This is a genomic window from Sphingobium aromaticiconvertens, from assembly GCF_037154075.1.
In the GTDB taxonomy this organism is placed as follows: domain Bacteria; phylum Pseudomonadota; class Alphaproteobacteria; order Sphingomonadales; family Sphingomonadaceae; genus Sphingobium; species Sphingobium aromaticiconvertens.
This window is the reverse complement of the sequence record NZ_JBANRJ010000001.1, coordinates 3,473,751-3,491,941: the sequence shown is the minus strand read 5'-3', so window position 1 is coordinate 3,491,941 and position 18,191 is coordinate 3,473,751. Positions and strand designations below refer to the sequence as shown.

15 protein-coding genes are annotated in these 18,191 nt (G+C 64.2%); 12 read left to right on the top strand and 3 right to left on the bottom strand.

Annotated features, from left to right (window positions below; all coding sequences use genetic code 11):
• Positions 1-54: 54 nt before the first annotated feature.
• Positions 55-912: an ABC transporter permease gene (locus tag WFR25_RS16610; RefSeq protein ID WP_336972388.1), complete on the top strand. Its 858-nt coding sequence runs from the start codon at positions 55-57 to the stop codon at positions 910-912.
• A 191-nt stretch (positions 913-1,103) separates the two neighbouring features.
• Complete coding sequence (gene wecB, locus WFR25_RS16605) at positions 1,104-2,216, top strand: non-hydrolyzing UDP-N-acetylglucosamine 2-epimerase (RefSeq protein WP_336972387.1); 1,113 nt, start codon at positions 1,104-1,106, stop codon at positions 2,214-2,216.
• A 43-nt stretch (positions 2,217-2,259) separates the two neighbouring features.
• On the opposite strand, the gene rnk is transcribed toward wecB, so the two are convergent.
• On the bottom strand, positions 2,260-2,676 hold the full coding sequence (rnk, locus tag WFR25_RS16600; RefSeq protein WP_336972386.1) for a nucleoside diphosphate kinase regulator: 417 nt from the start codon (positions 2,674-2,676) through the stop codon (positions 2,260-2,262).
• Positions 2,677-2,968: 292 nt separating this feature from the next.
• Here rnk and wecC point away from each other — a divergent pair, with 292 nt between their 5' ends.
• The 10 genes from wecC to WFR25_RS16550 all read left to right on the top strand — a co-directional run bounded on the left by wecC (position 2,969) and on the right by WFR25_RS16550 (position 15,638).
• Positions 2,969-4,264, top strand: coding sequence for a UDP-N-acetyl-D-mannosamine dehydrogenase (gene wecC, locus WFR25_RS16595; RefSeq protein ID WP_336972383.1), 1,296 nt, complete (start codon positions 2,969-2,971; stop codon positions 4,262-4,264).
• Positions 4,265-4,390: 126 nt separating this feature from the next.
• The gene (locus WFR25_RS16590) at positions 4,391-5,113 is read left to right on the top strand and encodes a polysaccharide biosynthesis/export family protein (RefSeq protein ID WP_336972381.1); all 723 of its coding nucleotides are present in this window, start codon (positions 4,391-4,393) and stop codon (positions 5,111-5,113) included.
• Between the two features lie 8 nt (positions 5,114-5,121).
• A complete protein-coding gene (locus tag WFR25_RS16585) occupies positions 5,122-7,236 on the top strand; it encodes a GumC family protein (RefSeq protein WP_336974922.1) in 2,115 nt (704 codons plus the stop codon).
• A gap of 134 nt (positions 7,237-7,370) precedes the next feature.
• Positions 7,371-8,720 carry a sugar transferase gene (locus WFR25_RS16580; RefSeq protein ID WP_419723212.1) on the top strand — a complete coding sequence of 450 codons (1,350 nt, stop codon included), beginning with the start codon at positions 7,371-7,373 and terminating at the stop codon, positions 8,718-8,720.
• A gap of 1 nt (position 8,721) precedes the next feature.
• Positions 8,722-9,855, top strand: a complete 1,134-nt coding sequence (locus tag WFR25_RS16575) for a glycosyltransferase (RefSeq protein WP_336972377.1) — start codon at positions 8,722-8,724, stop codon at positions 9,853-9,855.
• A gap of 70 nt (positions 9,856-9,925) precedes the next feature.
• The gene (locus WFR25_RS16570) at positions 9,926-10,681 is read left to right on the top strand and encodes a class I SAM-dependent methyltransferase (protein ID WP_336972375.1); all 756 of its coding nucleotides are present in this window, start codon (positions 9,926-9,928) and stop codon (positions 10,679-10,681) included.
• Complete coding sequence (locus WFR25_RS16565; protein ID WP_336972372.1) at positions 10,678-12,024, top strand: hypothetical protein; 1,347 nt, start codon at positions 10,678-10,680, stop codon at positions 12,022-12,024. Before WFR25_RS16570 ends, WFR25_RS16565 begins: the two co-directional genes overlap by 4 nt.
• Positions 12,025-12,037: 13 nt before the next feature.
• Positions 12,038-13,183 carry a glycosyltransferase gene (locus tag WFR25_RS16560; RefSeq protein ID WP_336974921.1) on the top strand — a complete coding sequence of 382 codons (1,146 nt, stop codon included), beginning with the start codon at positions 12,038-12,040 and terminating at the stop codon, positions 13,181-13,183.
• Positions 13,180-13,944 carry an FkbM family methyltransferase gene (locus WFR25_RS16555; RefSeq protein ID WP_336972371.1) on the top strand — a complete coding sequence of 255 codons (765 nt, stop codon included), beginning with the start codon at positions 13,180-13,182 and terminating at the stop codon, positions 13,942-13,944. The genes WFR25_RS16560 and WFR25_RS16555 overlap by 4 nt, the downstream gene beginning before the upstream one ends.
• Entirely contained in the window at positions 13,944-15,638 is a 1,695-nt protein-coding gene (locus tag WFR25_RS16550; protein ID WP_336972370.1) for an MFS transporter, read from the top strand. The genes WFR25_RS16555 and WFR25_RS16550 overlap by 1 nt, the downstream gene beginning before the upstream one ends.
• On the opposite strand, the gene WFR25_RS16545 is transcribed toward WFR25_RS16550, so the two are convergent.
• Together WFR25_RS16545 and WFR25_RS16540 are read right to left on the bottom strand one after the other, a co-directional pair.
• Complete coding sequence (locus tag WFR25_RS16545) at positions 15,628-17,316, bottom strand: amidohydrolase (protein WP_336972369.1); 1,689 nt, start codon at positions 17,314-17,316, stop codon at positions 15,628-15,630. The genes WFR25_RS16550 and WFR25_RS16545 overlap by 11 nt on opposite strands.
• Positions 17,313-18,182, bottom strand: a complete 870-nt coding sequence (locus tag WFR25_RS16540) for an NAD(P)-dependent oxidoreductase (protein WP_336972367.1) — start codon at positions 18,180-18,182, stop codon at positions 17,313-17,315. The genes WFR25_RS16545 and WFR25_RS16540 overlap by 4 nt, the downstream gene beginning before the upstream one ends.
• Positions 18,183-18,191: the final 9 nt, after the last annotated feature.

The following is an 18,191-nucleotide window of genomic DNA, read 5'->3' as shown; positions in this document are numbered from 1 at the left end:
ATCCACGCACAAGCCCCTTGCAGCACGAAGGACCAGCCGATAGTCGATCCAGCCATGAACGACCAGCCCAAAATCAACACGCCCGCAAGCATGCCCGCCTTTCCCGAGCCGGGCGTACCGGTGATCCGCAACATCAACTGGGCGGGAAGCCGCGCGCTGTACATGAAGGAGGTGCGCCGGTTTATGAAGGTGCAGCTTCAGACGGTATGGGCGCCGGCGATCACGACTTTGTTGTTCCTGGTCATCTTCATCGTCGCGCTGGGTGGTAGCGGCCGGACGGTGACGCTGCGTGGCGAATCGGTGCCGTTTGCCGATTTCGTCGCCCCCGGCCTTATCATCATGGGCATGATCAACGCCTGTTTCGCCAATGCCAGCTTCGCGCTGATGGTGGGCAAGGTGCAGGGGACGCTGGTCGATTATCTGATGCCGCCCATTTCCGTGGGCGAATTGCTGTTTGCGCTGGTCGCTTCTTCGGTCACGCGCGCGGTGTTCGTGGGGCTGGCGCTTTGGGCGGCGATGGCGCTGTGGCCCGGCGTGCATGTGACCCCGGCGCATCTGTGGGCCGTGGCGTGGTTCGGCCTGCTGGGCACCAGCTTCATCGCTTTTCTGGGCGTGCTGACATCGATCTGGGCCGACAAGTTCGATCATGGCGCGGCGGTCACCAATTTCGTGATCGGGCCGCTGGCTTTGTTGTCGGGCACCTTCTATTCGATCGACCGGCTGCCGCCCTTCTTTCAGGGGATAAGCCACGCCAACCCCTTTTTCTACATCATATCGGGCTTTCGCTACGGCTTTGTCGCGGCGGCGGACGTCAATGTGGCGATCGGCAGCACGGTGCTGCTGGCGCTTAACATCATCCTTGGCGGCCTGTGCTATGCACTTTTGAAGCGGGGCTGGAAGATCAAGGCCTGAATCTTAGACGAAGCCTGCCAGCACCGGAACGACAAGGCAGGTGAGAAACAGCAGCACAGCCGCAGTCAACCAGTGGCGCAGGCGCGGGTGGCTTTCGTCTTTCGCCATGCAAACTCCTTTGGCACGTTCAGGCCATGGTTACCATTTCCTGTCAGGGAAGGCACCTGTCTGACTGTAGGATAAAAGCGTCCATGAAGGTTGCCCTGGTGTTCGGGACGCGTCCCGAAGCGATCAAGCTGTTTCCCGTGATCCATGGCCTGAAAAAGCAGGCGGGGGTCGAGACGCGCGTTATCGTGACGGCGCAGCATCGCGGGCTGCTGGATCAGGTGCTGGAGATGGCGGGGATCGTGCCCGACATCGACCTGGACGTGATGACGCAAAACCAGACGCTGGACGGGCTGACGGCGAAGCTGATCGTCGAACTGGGCAAGGCGTTCGATGCCGAAAAGCCCGATCGGATCGTGGTGCATGGGGACACGCTGACGACGATGGTGGCAAGCCTCGCTGCTTATTATCGCAAGATCCCGGTTGCCCATGTCGAGGCAGGCCTGCGCAGCGGGGATATTCATCATCCCTGGCCGGAGGAAGTGAATCGCCGGGTTGTTGCGTGCATTGCGGATATGAACTTTGCGCCGACACAGGCTGCGGCCGACGCGCTGCTGAAGGAAAGCCGGGACCCCGCGACCATCCACATTACCGGCAATACGGTGATTGACGCGCTGCTGGCGACGCGGGCACGAATCACCGCGGAGCCTTCGCTGGCGAGTGGGCTTGATAATCTGGCCGCGCGCTTTGCGGGCAAGCGGATCGTGGCCGTCACCAGCCACCGGCGGGAAAATTTCGGCGGCGGCATGGAGGCGATCGCGCGCTCCATTGCTGACATCGCGGCACGGCCCGATGTGGCGGTGATCTTCCCGGTTCACCCCAATCCCAATGTGCGGCCTGTGATGGACGCGGTGTTGGGCGATCTGTCCAATGTCGCGATGATCGAGCCGCTCGACTATCTCCATTTCGTCCGGTTGCTGGACATGTCTCACCTCGTCCTGACCGACAGCGGAGGGGTGCAGGAGGAGGCGCCGTCGCTGGGGAAGCCCGTATTGGTGATGCGCGAGACGACGGAGCGGCCCGAGGGCTTGACGGCGGGCACGGCGAAGCTGGTCGGCGCCGACCGGGCGCGGATCGTGGCCGAAACGCTGGCGCTGCTGGACGACGATGCCGCCTATGCGGCGATGGCGCGGGCGCATAATCCCTTTGGCGATGGTAAGGCAAGCGACCGGATCGCGGAGATTATTGCTGGAGGTTAGACGCGATGCCCCGGCCCAAAAGGGACCGGGGTCGCGATAACCATTAATGCGCCATGCAGTTCTGCTGGACGCTAACGACAGTCAGTTGCCGCTGACGACCGTCCCGATCGGGCCACAGAATCGAATGGCCTGCCTTTACGCCGATCAAGCCCGCGCCCACGGGCGTCAGGATGGAAACGCGGCCCAGCACGGCGTCTGCATGGTTGGGGTAGACCAGTGTGATGCTGCGACGCGTGCCGCTGCCCTCATCAATGTAATCGACCCTGGAAGACATGGCGACGACGTCATCGGGCAGGTTGGACGGCTTGCAGAGCTTTGCGCGGCCGATTTCATCAAGCAACATGATGCATATATTGGGGAACCGGTCCCTGGCGCCCCAGGCCAGGTCGGAAAGAGTGTCGGCTTCGGATTCGATAAGGTGCAGGGGCGGGCGCTTGGCCGCCGTCTGTGGCTTGGACATGATGTGGCTTCCTGAATATTTTCGCGCAGGTCTGGCCCGGCGATCCTGTCTGTCAAGAAAGTGCCCCGAGCCCAGCAGCTAACACGCCGCAGCGAACCCGGGGCTACAGGCCCGCGAGCAGTTGCCCCCCATGGTGGCGAAAACGCGAAAAGGAAGCGCAATACTTCATGGCGCCAAGATGGCCATGCCGGTCGCGCAAGTCAATGAAGGGTGGTTGGCGTTACCGAAATCTTCAGCATTTCCGGGCAGAAAAGCAGCCAGATTAATCGCTGCTTCCAAGGACTCTGCCCCTATGCCCGTCGATACCAAGCAGAAGGTTTCCGTCATTGGCCTTGGCTATATTGGCCTTCCGACCGCTGCGCTGATTGCGCGCGGTGGTTGCCAAGTAGTGGGCGTGGATGTCAGCCCGCATGTCGTGGAGACGGTCAACTCCGGTCGGGTGCATATCGAGGAAGTTGATCTGGACGGGCTGGTGCAGGGCGTCGTTTCGCGCGGAAATCTGCGCGCCAGTCTGGACGTAGAGCCGAGCGACGTGTTCATCATCGCCGTGCCGACGCCGGTGTCCGAAGATCGCGCGCCCGACATCAGCTATGTCCTGAAGGCCGCGAGCACGGTCGCGCCGGTGCTGAAGGCCGGGGACACGATCATCCTGGAATCCACGTCTCCCGTCGGCACGACCGAGCAGATGCGCGATGTGATCGCAAGCCTGCGCCCCGACCTCAAAATGCCGGGCAAGGGCGTTCAGGGCGACATCGCCATCGCTTACTGCCCCGAGCGAGTGTTGCCCGGCCGCATATTGGTAGAGTTGATCGACAATGATCGCTGCATCGGCGGCATCACGCCGCGTTGCGCGCGCAAGGCGCTGGGCTTTTATCGCCAGTTCGTGCGCGGCCAGTGCATCACCACCACCGCGCGCGCAGCCGAAATGGTGAAGCTGGTCGAAAACAGCTTCCGCGACGTCAATATCGCCTTTGCCAACGAATTGTCGGTGATCGCCGAGGGTATGGGCATCGATGTGTGGGAGGTGATCCGTCTCGCCAATCGGCATCCGCGCGTCAATATCCTGCAACCCGGTCCCGGCGTCGGCGGCCATTGTATTGCCGTCGATCCATGGTTCATCGTCCATGGCGACCCGGAAAATGCGCGCATCATCCGCACGGCGCGGGAAGTGAATGACGCCAAGACCGACCATGTGGTGACCAGGGCGTCGGACATGGTTGACGACTATCCGGGCGAGGACATTGCGTGCCTTGGCCTCGCGTTCAAAGCGAATATCGATGACTTCCGTGAAAGCCCGGCGGTGAAGGTCGCCGCGCGCCTTGCTCGCCGTTACGGGCGGCGGGTGAAGCTGGTTGAACCCCATGCGCAGGCATTGCCGATGGAGTTTGCCGGGACCGGGGCGGAACTTATGGATCTTGATACGGCACTGGAACAATGCGGGCTTTTCGTCATTCTTGTAGATCATGACATGTTCAAGTCCGTGCCGATCGACGAGCGCGCCGGCAAGGCGGTGTATGACACGCGCGGAATCTGGTCCGACCAGCCGCCACGCATCGTCACACCCGCGCCGGGCCGGGTTGCGCTCTGACTGGTGCCATTCTGGTCAACGAGGACGGGCGACGGTTCGCCGCACCGCATCGCCCGCTGGTTGCCATAGCGGCGCAGCATCGCTAGTCCGCCTCCCACGCGCCAGCAACGCAAGGGGGACCAGAGCATGAACTGCGCGATCAGGCGCCTGCTGCGTCCTTTCGGTACGCCGACGGCGCTTTCATTGGGGTTGGCCCTTTCCCTGTCGGCCTGCGCGAGCGTACATGACGCCTCGTCGGGCGAGGAGGCCTATACGCTGATGCCGCCGCCCGCGCCGGTCGGGGTGGATTATCATATTGCGCCGGACGACGTGCTCAAGGTCGACATCTATCGCGAGCCGGGCCTGTCGCTGAGCGATGCGGCCGTTAATGCGGCGGGCAATTTGCGAATGCCGTTGATCGGTGACGTGCCCGTCGCCGGGCTGTCCGCGAACGAGGCCGCCGACGTTATCGCCGGGCGGCTGGGCGAGCGCTATCTTGTGTCCCCGCAGGTTTCGGTCTTCATCAAGAAGGCGGTTGCGCGGCGTATCACCGTGGACGGCGAAGTGCGGGAGCCGGGCGTATTCCCTGTCGATGGACGCGTGACGCTGTTGCAGGCGGTGGCGATGGCCAGGGGGCCGACGCGGGTCGCCAGCCTGGGCGAGATCGTCGTGCTGCGGCAGGCAAATGGCCAGCGGCAGGCGGCGATGTTCGACTTAAGCGCCATTCGTGCCAATAAGGCGGAAGACCCGGAGATACTGCCGGGGGATACGATCATCCTTGGCCTTAGCCGAGCCAAGGCGATCCTGGCCGGGGCGTTGCTCGCCGCGCCTGCGCTGACGACGGCCTTCATTGCGCTGGACGGGAATTGATGAATCGCATGCACTCCATCGCCACAGCCCGTTCCGGCACGGGAGACGACCTGGTCGATGGCGGCCGCGCCGCGCGAATCGCTGCGTCGGCCCGTGCCATTGCCCTGATCGTGCGCCGGCAGCGCGTTATCCTGTTCGTGACGATGGCGCTGTGCGTGCTGGCCGGGGTGTTCTACATACTTTTTTCGACGCCGGATTATCGCGCGACCGCTTCGGTCGAGGTCGAGGATGTGCCCGCAGGCGCCGCTGGATTGTCCAACAGTGTGCGCGCTACGGGAGCGAGCGATACCGAATCGCTGATGCAGACCCAGGTCGATGTGCTGCGTAGCCGCGCTCTGGCCGAGGATGTGGCCAAGGATCTGGCGCTGGTCGGCAGCAGCGTCTTCTGGCAGGGCATGGATGCGCGCCGCCCGACGCGCGGCGCAGGCTCTCTCAACCAACGGCAGGTCGAGACCGAGCGGGTCGTGCAACAGCTTCAGGGCAATCTGGACGTCACCTTGCCGGGGCGGTCGCGGGTGCTGGCGATCGGTTTTACCAGTGCGGACCCGGTGCTTTCCGCACGGATCGCGGACAGCTATGCCGGAGCGCTGATCCGCGCCGACTTGAAGCGAGGCTTTGAATCGGGCGTGCAGGCGCGTCGGTTCCTGCTGGGTGAACTGGAGGGCGCGCGGCGTGATCTGGAGCGTGGGGAGCGTGATCTGGCGACCTATGCCGTCCGGTTCGGGCAGCCCGACGATGGAAAGACGGGGACTGCGCCGCCCGACAGCGGCACGCTGACGAGCCGATTGGCCCAGCTCAACGCTTTCCGCGCGCAGGCGGTGTCCGACCGTATTGCAGCCCAGAAGAAATGGGAGAGCGCCCGCGCTGCGAACGTCGCGACATTGCCCGAAGTCCTGGGCAATGGCGCGATGCAGGAATTGATGGCGCGCCGGGCGGAGGCACGGGCCGCGCTGGTCGAACAGCGGCAGTTCCGCAAGGACGCGCACCCCGAAATACGCGAGGCGCGCGCCCAACTGGCTGCCATGGATGACCAGATCGAGACGATGGCTGAGGCGATCCGTTCTTCCGTGCGGGCGCAATATGATGTCGCCGTGAAGGGCGAGAAGCAGATCGACAAGGAAATCGGCGCATTGGAGCAGGATGCGCTGGCCGGTCGCGGACGGGACGTGCAACTGGGTATCATGGAGCGACAGGTCGATACCTATCGCGCGCTGCATGACAGCCTGCTTCAGCGCTATCGCGACATGGCGAGCCAGGCCGGTTTCCAGGCCGGGCGTATCCAGCCGCTGGATCGCGCCGCCGTGCCCACCCGGCCTACGTCGCCTAATATCGGATCGACCATGTTGCTGGCGTCGCTGGGCGGGCTGCTGCTGGGGCTGTTGCTGGTGGCGGCGCGGCATGTGTTCGACGACGCTGTGACCTCTGCCGAAACACTGGCCGAGCGTGTGGACCTGCCGCTTCTGGGCGCAGTGCCGGTCGGGATCGAGGACGATCAGGCGGCACGGGAAGCGGCGTTCGCACCGATCGCGGCGTCGCTCCTGCTGGCTTCCGTCGATGGTTTGCCGCGTTCTATCCTGATCACCAGCGCGCAATCGGACGAGGGCAAGTCCACCAGCGTCCATGCATTGGCGGTGGGGCTTGCGCGGATGGGCAAGCGGGTGCTGGTGATCGACGCCGACATGCGCCGCCCGATGCAGCACAGGCTGTTTCGCCTGACCCCCGGCAAGGGGATCAGTGAAGCGATGACGGGTCAGATTCGCGCGCGCGATGCGATCATGGAAAGTGCCGAGCCGAACCTGTCACTGCTCCCGTGCGGCGCGATCCCGCCCAATCCCGCTGAATTGTTGGCGACCGGTACGCTCGACACGTTGCTGGCCGAATTGCAGGCCGATTATGATACGATCCTGGTCGATGCGCCGCCCATATTGGGCCTGTCCGACGCGCCGCTGATCGGGGCGAAGGTACAGGCGACGGTTCTGGTGGTCGAATCGGGCCGCAACCATCATGGCGGCCTGCGGGTCGCGGTCGACCGCCTGCGCCGCGCTGGCGGGTTGGCGATCGGCGCGATCCTGACCAAGCAGCCGCTTCGCAGCGGCGTCTATGACTATCATCTGGGTGGTTGAACGACGAGGGTTTGGCAAGCGGTGCCGCTAACATCTCTTGCCAGCGGCGCGTGCCAGTGTCAGTGCGAACGCCAACGCCAGCCATCCGCCATCATGGGCGGTGTATGGGCCAAAGTGCAGAACCCATCGTGAACCTGAAAGTATCCAAGGAAATAGTACGGCTGCGGCTGTATCTCCTCTGCCTGTTGGGGGATGCGGTGGGCCTGCTGCTGTCGTTCATGCTGGCCAACTGGCTGATGCTGGGCGCAGTCTGGGGCGAGCCGGGCAAGCCGCACGGCATTGTCATGTTCGCCATGATCGCACCCCTTTACGTCCTGTTGGCCATTCAGGGTGGCGCCTATGGCATTCGGATGCTCGACAATGTGCGGCAAGGCGTGCTGCGCGCGCTGCTGGCGTTGGTGCAGGCGTCGATGCTGATGTTGCTGATCGTGTATCTGGGCAAGATCGCCGAGCAGCTTTCCCGTCTGACATTCGTGGCGGGCTTGCTGCTTTCAGCGGGAGCAGTGACGCTGGTACGGTTCGCCATTGCGCGGCTGGGCGATCGTCTGCTGGGGGAAGTGCCGCACCTGACGGTGGTGATTCTGGATGGCGTAGTGATCGACACAGCGCCGCATGTCCTGTTGATCGAAGCCAGAGAGGCCGGGCTTCATCCCGAAAATCATGACGCCAGCATGGCTGCACGGCTGGCCGCTGTCGTGGGCATGGCGGAGCGGGTGGTCGTCGCCTGTCCGCTGGAGCGGATGGACGATTGGTCGGTGGCGCTGAAATCCCTGTCCGCGCGTGGCGAGATCGTGGTGCCTGAAATGCTGCGCTTTGCGCCTGCGCGGGTGGACGAATTTGCCAGCCAGCCGACGATCGTTGTGGCAGGCGGGCCGCTCCAGTTTCGCGACCGGATCATCAAGCGGCTGTTCGATTTCGCGGTCGCCAGCATTGCGACGATCCTGCTGTCGCCCATATTGGTCGCTGCTGCGCTGGCGGTGAAGTTGACGAGTGCCGGGCCGATCCTTTTTCGCCAGCCGCGTCTGGGTCTGGATGCGCGCCCGTTCGACATCTACAAGTTTCGGTCCATGCGCGCCGATCGCACCGACACGAAGGCGGAGACGCTGACCGCGCGGGACGATGACCGGGTGACGGCGGTGGGGCGCTTTCTGCGCAAAACCAGCATTGATGAATTGCCGCAGCTTTTCAATGTGTTGCGCGGCGACATGAGCATCGTTGGGCCGCGTCCTCATGCGGCGGCGGCGAGGGCCGGGGACAGCCTCTATTGGGAGGTGGATGACCGCTATTGGGAACGGCACTGCATCAAGCCGGGCATGACCGGGCTGGCGCAGGTTCGCGGTCATCGCGGCGCGACCGATCATCATCAGGATCTGATCGACCGGCTTCAGTCGGACCTTGAATATGTGACGGCCTGGTCGATCTGGCGTGACCTGCGCATCATCGTCGCGACCATCGGCGTGCTGGTGCATCACAAGGCCTATTGAGATGGTGGCGATCGACATGATCCTGTGCGCGGTGCTGCTGCTGTCGATGCTGGCGGTCGTCTGGCCCTTTGTCGTCTATCCGTTCATCCTACGCCTTTTGCTGACGCGCGCCGAACGGCCGGCCGGTGGCGCGCATCCCACTGCCTCGCTGCTGTTCTGCGCCTATAATGAGGGGGCGGCGATGCCCGAAAAGCTCGTCAATGTGGCGGCGTTGAAGCTGCGGTATCCCGATCTGGAGATTATGGCGTTCGATGACGGGTCGGCGGACGACACGGCGGCGCAGATTGCCGCTATGGCTCCCCTCGTCACCCTGCTGCGCGGGCCGGGGCGCAGCGGCAAGGCGCATGGCATGAAGCAACTGGCGGCGCGGGCGCGGGGCGATGTGCTGATCTTCACCGACGCCAATGTGCTGTTGGACATGGACGCGATCGATAATCTGCTGGCGCGCTATGCCGACCCCGATGTCGGCGGCGTATTGGGATCGCTCCACTATCTGGGTGAGGGCGATAGCGCGACTGCCTCCGTCGGATCGCTCTACTGGCGGATCGAGGAGCGGTTGAAGGATGAAGAATCGCGAACCGGCAATGTGCTGGGAGCAGATGGGTCGATCTTTTCGATCCGGCGGAGCCTGTATCCCGATTTTCCGGACACGGTGCTGGACGACCTGACCGTGTCGATGGCGGTGATCTTTGCCGGCAAGCGGCTGGTCAAGGCGAAGAACGTCATCGCGCGTGAGCGGCTGGTAGCGGCGCGGGGGGACGAGTATCGGCGCAAGGTGCGGATCGCGGCGCGTGCCTGGCATACGCATGGCCATTTGCGCCCGCAACTGAGGCAGATGGCGGCGATCGACCGGTTCAAATATGCCTCGCGCAAGATCATACGCTGGTTTGGCGGAGTGTTCCTGTGTCTGGGTGTGCTGGCGGCTGCGGCTTTGGCCTGGCGCATATCGCCCTGGCTTTGTCTGGCGCTGTGCCTGTGTGGCGTGGTGCTTCTCTGGATAGCCGCGCGGGTGCGGCGGGGGCCGTTGGCGGCAATGGTCGATGTGCTGATCGCCTATGCCGCGACAGTGCAGGGAGTGGCTCAGGCGATGACAGGGCGGACCTTTGCGGTGTGGCAACCCGCCAAATCCCGTTGACCCCGCTGGCAAAAGCCATTGCATCCTGTATAGCCCGGCGATTGCCCCAAAGCCGACGGCGGAGAGCGACGTGATTACCTTTCAGCGGGTGGCCAAGGCCGCCGGCAAGCATCTGACCCGCTTGGGTTTACGGGTACGCGCCGCGCTGGGCGCGCGGGCGACGCGCGCCTGTCCGGCTTGCGGCGGCGCGGTGGTGGGCTTCTTTCGCTATGGCGATAATGGCGAATGGGGGTGCCCGACATGCGGCGCGTCCCCGCGCGAACGGCTGATGAACTTCCTGATCGAGCAAGGGACGCTGACCCTGCCGCAAGGGGGCGCGATCCTGCACATGGCGCCCAATGAGGGCAGTCTGGTACGGCGCTATGCTGCGTCCGCCGGGGAATATGTACCCGCCGATCTGTTTCCGGACATTTATTCCGTGCCGGGGATGACCCGCGTCGACCTGATGGCGCTGGCTGACGAGGGACGGTTCGACCTTTTCTATGCCAGCCATGTGATGGAGCATGTGCCTGATGACGCGATGGTGCTCGCCAACATCCTGCGCGCGCTCAAGCCCGGCGGGGAAGCCTGGCTGATCGTGCCGTTGTGGAGCAAGCCGACCGAGGATGGTAGCTATGCCATGTCCCCGCGTGAGCGTGAGCGGCGCTTTGGCCAGTGGGATCATGTGCGCCAATATGGTCCCGATTTCGCCGACCGCATCCGGGCCGCGGGGTTCGATCTGGAAGAGATTGACGCGGCATCGGTAGCCCCGGCGCTGCGCCATCGCTTTGCGCTGGACGACCGGCTGTTCCGCGCCCGCAAACCGCTGGGCGTGGTCGCCGCGTGATCGAAAAGGGGGCAGGCAATATCCTGACCCGACTTGAACAGTCGGCGCGGGTGATCGCGCTGGTCAAGCTCGCCAATGTCGGGCTGGTCCTGATCTGGGGTTTTGCCGTCACCTATGTTTTCGTGCGGGTGCTGCCGCTGGCGGAGTTTCAGGCGTTCCTGTTGCTCGTCGCCTTTGGCAACTTCACCATTTCCGCCGAGTTCGGCCTGACCAGCATCATCTATGCGCGGTTGCGGCGGCATTGGTTGGGGCAAGATTTGGGGTTGGGGCAGGATTCGAGCGGGACCGATGGCGGTTTCCGGCTGGAGGAAATGGGCCTGATCTTCCTTCTCCTCTCCGGTCTGATTGTCGGGGCGACGGCGCTGCTGCTGGGCGCAATGGCGCTGGGGTGGTTGGGAACGGCAATGCCGCTGCTCTTTCTGCTGTTTTTCCTGTCCGCTTGCCTCAATCTGCCCGCGCTGCTTGCCAAGCGGGCGCTGGCGGCGATCGATGGCAATCTGGTCTGGGAATTGCTCGACTGTGGGCGGCGGCTGGTGACGATCACGCTGTTGCTTGGCGTGCTGGCGGGGCTGGACGTGCGGCTTTCGGTCGCGCTGCAACTGGCGGTCAGCATCCTTGTCATCGGTTATGCGATCGCGCTGCTGCATCGGCGGTTGAAGATGCAAGGGGCGCACTGGCTGGCCTTTCGCGCCGGAGGCGGGCATGTGCGGCGGCATTATCTGGGCGACATCGGTGCGTCGGCGGCCTTCACCGTGTCGGAGATCGTTGCCTATAATGCGCCCTATTTCACCATAGCGCTGGCGACCGGCGACGCACGGCCGATGCTGGTCTTTGACTTCCTGTTCAAGATGACGCGGGCCTTGTCGATGCTGGTGCGGGCGATGGTGGAGGCCGCCTTGCCGCGCATCACCCGCGCCTATCATGCGGACGACGGAACACGGTTCCGCCAGATCATCCGCCGCGCGCTGGGGGCAGGGGCTGTTGCCGCCCTGTTGATGAGCGTCGCGTTGCTGCTGTTCGGGCAGTTGCTGTTTGCCGAATTGTTCGACCATAAGGCCGCGATTGGGCTGGGCGAGGTCGCGCTGGTGTGCTTGGGCTTGGCGGCGCTCGCAGTCATCTGCGTGTCGGTCTATATTCAGGGTGCGCTGGGACGTTTCCGGTATCTGCTGGGGCGGTCGGTTCCGTTTCTGGCTGGCTCGCTGGCCAGTGTGCCGCTGGCGCTGATGGTGGGGGGCGTTCGGTTCGACGACGCTTTCCTGGCTTTTTATGCCCTGACGCTGGTTGGGACGGCGGCGCTGCATGGCTGGTCGCTTTATCGGCTGGCGCGGACGGTTCAGGCATGAAGGTCGGGCAGCCATGAAGGTCGCGATGATCGACCCCTCGCTCTTTACCGGGCGCTATGATGACGGCCTATGCGGGGGGCTGACGCAGGCGGGGCTGGAGGTGACCCTGCTCGCCCGACCTATGCGGGATACCGATGCCATCGCGCCTGCGGCCTATACCTATGATCCGCGCTTTTTCCGCTGGAGCGAGCGGTTGCGGGGAGTACTGGGCGAAGGGCGGGGCTTTCGCGTCGCCAAGGCGGTCGAATATGGCGCGACCTGCCTCGCCGGGTCAGTGCGGGGCATGGCGGACGCGAATGTCGTTCATGTGCAGTGGCTTCCCCTTGCGCCTGCTGACCGGATGCTGCTGCGGCGGTTGGCGGGGCGGGTGCCGCTGGTGCATACGGTGCATAATGCAGAGGCCTATCATGCCGATGCCGGGGTGCAGGGGGCGGGCTATCGCGCGCTGCTTGATCGGTTCGACGCGTTGATCGTGCATGGTGAGACGACCCGGGCGGCGCTGGAGGCGCGGGGCGTGGATCGGGCGCGCATTCATATATTGCCGCACCCGCCGATGCGGCTTGCCAATGCCACGCCCGATGATCTGGCAGCGGTGCCGGACCCGCTGCTGCCCCGATTACTCTTCTTCGGGACGATCCGGCCCTATAAAGGCGTCGATCTGCTGGTGGAGGCCTGCCTGTCGCTGTGGCGCGGAGGGCAGCGGTTTGAACTGGCGATGGCGGGCAAGCCCTTCATGGACATCGCGTCGCTGATCGAGCGCGTAAGGCAGGCTGGTTTTGGCGAGCGGTTGGTTCTGGACCTGGGTTTCCTGCGCGAGCAGCGGCTGGACGCGCATTTGCAGAAAGCTGACATATTGGTCTTTCCCTATCGGCATATCGATTCCAGCGGCGCGTTTTTGTCGGCGCTCCACTATGGCAAGGCGATGGTGGCGTCGGATGCAGGGATGTTCGCTGCACTGCCCGATGGCGTTGCCGCGCGGGTACCGGTTGGAAATGTATCCGCGCTTGCCCAAGCCCTCTTGCCGCTGATCGAAAGCGCGGCCATCAGGCAGGCGGCCGGAGCGCGGGCAAGCGCCTATGGCGAGACGATGGGCGACTGGAAGGACATGGCATTGCGAACGGCGGCGATCTATCGCTCGGTTATGGGACAGGCCCTGTGAGCGGGCAGCGCCAGCGCTACGTGCGCGAATTGCGGAACCGCTGGCTGGCGGTACGCCTGTCGCTTCGCGGGCAGATACATCAATATCCAGAAATATTGGCGCTGCGGATGTTCCTGACCGGCTTTGCCATCGACTGCGTGATCGACGTCGGTGCGAACCAGGGGCAATATGCAACCACGCTGCGCCGCGATGTCGGCTTTGGCGGCACGATCCTGTCGTTCGAGCCGAATCCGGAAGCCTTTTCGATACTGGAACGCCGCGCGGCGGGCGACCGGCGCTGGCATGTCTTCAACATGGCGCTGTCCGATTTCGACGGCACCGCGCAGTTCAACATCATGGCGGCAGAACAGTTTAGTTCGCTGGAGCGCCCGGCAGCGGAACTCGACCCCATCTTTACCGATCGTAACAAGGTGACGCGGCAGGTGGAGATGCAGTGCCGCCGCCTGTCGGGCCTGCTGCCGGAATTGCGTGCCGCGCATGGCTTCATCCGCCCCTTCCTGAAGATGGACACGCAGGGACATGACCTGTCGGTGTGCGAGGGGGCGGGCGAGATGCTGGCTGACCTGACGGGCTTGCAGACGGAACTGGCTGTTCGCCCAATCTATGAGGGTGGGACCGCCTATCGGGCGATGATCGAATGGCTGGACGGGCGCGGCTTTGCACCCTCGGCCTTCTTTGCCAACAATAAGGGGCATTTTCCGCTGCTGGTCGAAATGGACGGCATTTTCGTCAATCGGGCGCTGCTGGCCCGCATGTCCTGATGACCAGCGACCGCAGTATTGACCCTGCACGCCTGTTTCTGGGCGCGGCGATCGGGCTGACGCTGTGGGTCGGTGCGAGTTTCCTGTGGCATGTGACCTATGCCAAGGGCGTGAGCCTGCCAGTGACCCTGTTTCTGGATCAGGATTTCCCGGTGCTGCTGGTGGGGGTGTTGGCGCTGGCGTTGTTGGCGCCACTGACGCAGGGGGAGGGGCCGGGTGTACCGCCGCCGACCGCGCGGATTGTGGTGCCAATCATCCTGTTGCTGGGCTTGTCCGCCTGGGCAGGGCATTATATCTTGTTTCAGGATTATGCGATTTCGCGCGACGAGGAGGTGGCACGCTTTGCCGCTGCCTATCTGCGCGAAGGGATGATCGCACGGCCGATCCCGCCGGAATGGGTGCCCTATCGGCGGGCGATCATGCCCGAATTCTTCTCTCCCTTCGGCGCGCAGGCCTATTGGACGGCGGCCTATCTGCCGGTGAACAGCGCGATCCAGGCGGTGTTCTGGCGATTGGGCGATCCCAATATGGCAGGTGCGGCGCTGCTGGTGGCGGGTCTTGCGGCGTTGTGGCGCGCGGCGTTGCGACTGTTCCCCGACCGGCCCGACGCGGTGTGGGTGGTGCTGTTGCTCGGCTTCACCTCGACCCAGCTTTGGGTCACGGCCATGACCCCCTATGCGATGACGGGGCATTTCGCGCTCAACATGATCTGGCTGGCGCTGGTGTTGCGGGGTGGCTGGGCCGGGCATCTGGGGGCTGCTGTCGTGGCGCTGGCGGCGGCGGGGCTGCATCAATGGCATTTCCCGCCGATCTTCATCGCGCCTTTCATTCTCTGGATGCTGTTGGGGCGGCGTTGGGGAGCAGCGGCTTTCCACATATTTGTGCTGGCCGCGATCGTGATTGTCTGGGCCAGATTGTGGCCGGGCCTGCTGTTGCACGAATTGGGGCCACCTGCCGATGTCCGGCCGAGCGCGGGCGTGGCGGACAAGGTGGGCAGCCTGTTCGGGCGACTGGGCGGCAAGTGGCAGCCGCTGGTCAATATCACGCGGCTGATTGCCTGGAACAATCTGTTGCTGCTGCCGCTGGCGCTGCTGGGTATCGCCGCGATCGACTGGCGGGCTGCGGTGCGCGGGCGTGCAATCGCGCTGCCGCTGGCGATGGGCGTGATCGCGGGTTGTGGGCTGGCGCTGGCGCAGGGCTATGGCTGGGGTTATCGCTACGCTCATGGATTTATCGGGCCGCTTTGCCTGCTGGCGGGCTATGGCTGGCTGCGGATGCGGCGGACGTCGCTGCGTCCCGTCGTCATCGCGTCGGCCATCGCCGTGCTGACGACGGGTCTGCTTGTGTGGCGTACCTATGAGTTCGTCGCGCCCTATGCGCGGGGGCATCGGATGATCCAGGCGTCCACGGCGGATGTCGTGCTGGTCGATCCGCGTGGCGGGCTGTTCGTCACCGATCTGGTGCGTGGACAGGATGGGGTGCCGGGTCGACCGATCGTCATGAATCTGGGGATGCTGACGCTCGGCCAGATTGATGCATTGTGCGAAACCTATGCTGTCGCTCTGTTCGATCGCACGGAATTCCGTCCCATTGGTGTACCGCTCGCCCGCTGGCACTATGGTGCCACCGATGCGTTGCGTCGGCGGATGGATCGGTTGCGCTGCGGTGACAGGCCAGTGCCTGCTACTCCTTGACGTAAACCCGTTTGCCGCTGATCCATGTTTCCAGAACCTGGGTCGCGCGGATTTCGGCGGGCTGGGCGAGCGAGACGTCACGGTCGATCAGCAGGAAATCGGCCCGCTGTCCCGGCGCCAGATTGCCGAAGCGCTGTTCGGCGAACCCGGCATAGGCGGCCTGACGGGAAAAGCCGTCGAGCGCCGCCTGAAAGCTGACGCGTTGTTCCGGCATCCAGCCGCCGACGGGCTGGCCCGAACCATCCTCGCGACTCATGGCGACCGCTATTCCGGCAAAGGGATTGGGGCTTTCCACCGGCACGTCCGACCCAAAGGCCAAGGGTACGCGATTGTCGAGCATCGATTTCCAGGCATAGGCGCCCTTCAGCCGCGCTTCGCCCATGCGTGCGCCCGCCATCTTCCAGTCGGAGGCTTCATGGACGGGTTGCATGGAGGCGATGATGCTGTTCTGTCCAAAACGGGGCAGGTCGGCGGGATCAACGACCTGGGCATGTTCGATCCGCCAGCGCCGGTCGCCCTTGTAGGTTTCCGACAGTTCCGTGATGGCGTCGAGCAGTTCGCCATTGGCGGCGTCGCCGATCGCGTGAACCGCAATCTGAAAATCGTCCATCGCTGCGCGGCTCATCCAGTTGCGAAGCTGGGTGGTGCCGATCATCGACAGTCCCTTTTGCCCCGGCGCGTCGGCATAGTCGGCCTTCAGCCAAGCGCCGCGCGAACCGAGCGCCCCGTCGAGCACCAGCTTGACCCCGCCAAGGCGCAGCCGGTCGTCATAGAGCCACGGCGTCGGCGCAGGCCCGGCGATCGTCACCATCTGATCGACGCCCGCCGCATAGGCCATGATGCGGATACGCAACGCTCCCCGGTCGGCGGAGCGGCGAAACGCCTGCCAGTCGTCGATGCTCGTGCCCATGTCGGCGATGCCGGTGATTCCGGTCGCCAGCAGAAGGCGCTGCGCCTTTTCAAAGGCGATGTCGCGATCCTTGGGCGCGGGCGGGGGAACGACTTTCTTGATGAGCGACATCGCCTGATCGACGAATATGCCCGATGGCTTGCCCCCGGTCACTTCGATGCGGCCACCTGCGGGAGCTTTGGCTGTAGCGCTGATGCCTGCTGCCTTCATCGCTGCGCTGTTGGCCCAGCCCGCATGGCCGTCCACCCGCTCTAGCCAGACCGGGATGTCGCTCACGGCGGCATCCAGTTCGGCGGCGGTCGGGAAGCGGCCAAGGCCCCAGGATTCCTGATTCCAGCCGGTGCCTATGATCCATTTGCGGCCGCTATTGTCCTGCGCATAGGCGCGGATCTTCGCCTGCGCCTCAGCCAGTGATCTGGTCTGCGAGAGGTCGAGGGTGATGAGGCTGAGGCCAAGGCCCATGACATGGCCGTGCGCGTCGATCAGGCCGGGGATCAGCGTCCGCCCCTTGCCATCGAGACGGAAACTGTAGGCCGGGAATTCCTGCTCGCCCTTTTTGCGCTTTTTGCGGGGCGGTGCGGGTTCCTCGACCTTGCCCTGTATCAGTTTCTCGACCTTGCCCTCATCGTCGATCAGGATGGCGTCGAAATGAATGAGCTTGCCGGTCTGGTCGACGGTAATGCCGTTGACATTGTCGACTAGCCCCTTGGCAAAAGCGGGGGAGGCAAAAGCGAGTATTGCCGTTGCCGCCAGCAGAGCGATCTTCATGCGCGGGTGATCCGGCGCACCAGCGCGCTGGTATCCTGCCGTCCGCCGTCCATTGCCTGCACGTCGGCATAAAATTGGTCGACCTGCGCGGCCATCGGCAGGGTCGCGCCGTTGGAGCGCGCCTCATCCAGCGCCAGCCCCAGATCCTTGCGCATCCAGTCGACCGCGAAGCCGAAATCGAAGCTGTCCTGCGCCATCGTCTTCCAGCGATGGTCCATCTGCCAGCTTTGCGCCGCGCCGCCGGAGATCGCCTCGAACACGGCGTCGAGGTCGAGGTCGGCGGCCTGGGCGAAGCGCATGGCTTCGGCCAGGCCTTGAACCACGCCCGCGATGCAGATCTGGTTCACCATCTTGGTCGTCTGGCCTGCGCCCGCGCTGCCGACATGGACGATGCGGGCGGCATAGGCCTGCATGACGATGCGGGCCGCCGCGACCGCTGGTTCGCTACCGCCACACATGATCGACAGCTTGCCGTTCTGCGCGCCGGCCTGACCGCCGGAAACGGGGGCGTCGACGCTGTGGATGCCGCGGCTTTCGCCTTCGACGAACAGTTGTCGGGCGATGCGGGCAGATACGGTGGTGTGGTCGATGAACAGGCTGCCCGGTTTCATCGCCCGAAATGCGCCATCGCGGCCCAGCGTGATGGAGGAAAGATCGTCATCGGTGCCGACGCAGCTGATGACGACGTCCGCGCCCTCTGCCGCTTTGACGGGGCTGGTCGCCACGGTGCCGCCATAGGCCTCTGCCCAGCTTTTCGTCTTGCCGATCGAGCGATTGTAGACGGTAAGGTCATGTCCGGCCTTTGCCAGATGCCCGGCGATCGGGCCGCCCATGGTGCCAAGGCCGATAAACGCGATATGTGCCATCTGTCCTGC

What these genes read in the sequence shown, in the direction of transcription:
- WFR25_RS16540 (WP_336972367.1), bottom strand. Translation starts at nt 18,182, where the DNA reads ATGGCACATATCGCGTTTATCGGCCTTGGCACCATGGGCGGCCCGATC.
- wecC (WP_336972383.1), top strand. Translation starts at nt 2,969, where the DNA reads ATGCCCGTCGATACCAAGCAGAAGGTTTCCGTCATTGGCCTTGGCTAT.
- WFR25_RS16550 (WP_336972370.1), top strand. Translation starts at nt 13,944, where the DNA reads ATGACCAGCGACCGCAGTATTGACCCTGCACGCCTGTTTCTGGGCGCG.
- WFR25_RS16560 (WP_336974921.1), top strand. Translation starts at nt 12,038, where the DNA reads ATGAAGGTCGCGATGATCGACCCCTCGCTCTTTACCGGGCGCTATGAT.
- WFR25_RS16575 (WP_336972377.1), top strand. Translation starts at nt 8,722, where the DNA reads ATGGTGGCGATCGACATGATCCTGTGCGCGGTGCTGCTGCTGTCGATG.
- WFR25_RS16590 (WP_336972381.1), top strand. Translation starts at nt 4,391, where the DNA reads ATGAACTGCGCGATCAGGCGCCTGCTGCGTCCTTTCGGTACGCCGACG.
- WFR25_RS16610 (WP_336972388.1), top strand. Translation starts at nt 55, where the DNA reads ATGAACGACCAGCCCAAAATCAACACGCCCGCAAGCATGCCCGCCTTT.
- WFR25_RS16545 (WP_336972369.1), bottom strand. Translation starts at nt 17,316, where the DNA reads ATGAAGATCGCTCTGCTGGCGGCAACGGCAATACTCGCTTTTGCCTCC.
- WFR25_RS16585 (WP_336974922.1), top strand. Translation starts at nt 5,122, where the DNA reads ATGCACTCCATCGCCACAGCCCGTTCCGGCACGGGAGACGACCTGGTC.
- wecB (WP_336972387.1), top strand. Translation starts at nt 1,104, where the DNA reads ATGAAGGTTGCCCTGGTGTTCGGGACGCGTCCCGAAGCGATCAAGCTG.
- rnk (WP_336972386.1), bottom strand. Translation starts at nt 2,676, where the DNA reads ATGTCCAAGCCACAGACGGCGGCCAAGCGCCCGCCCCTGCACCTTATC.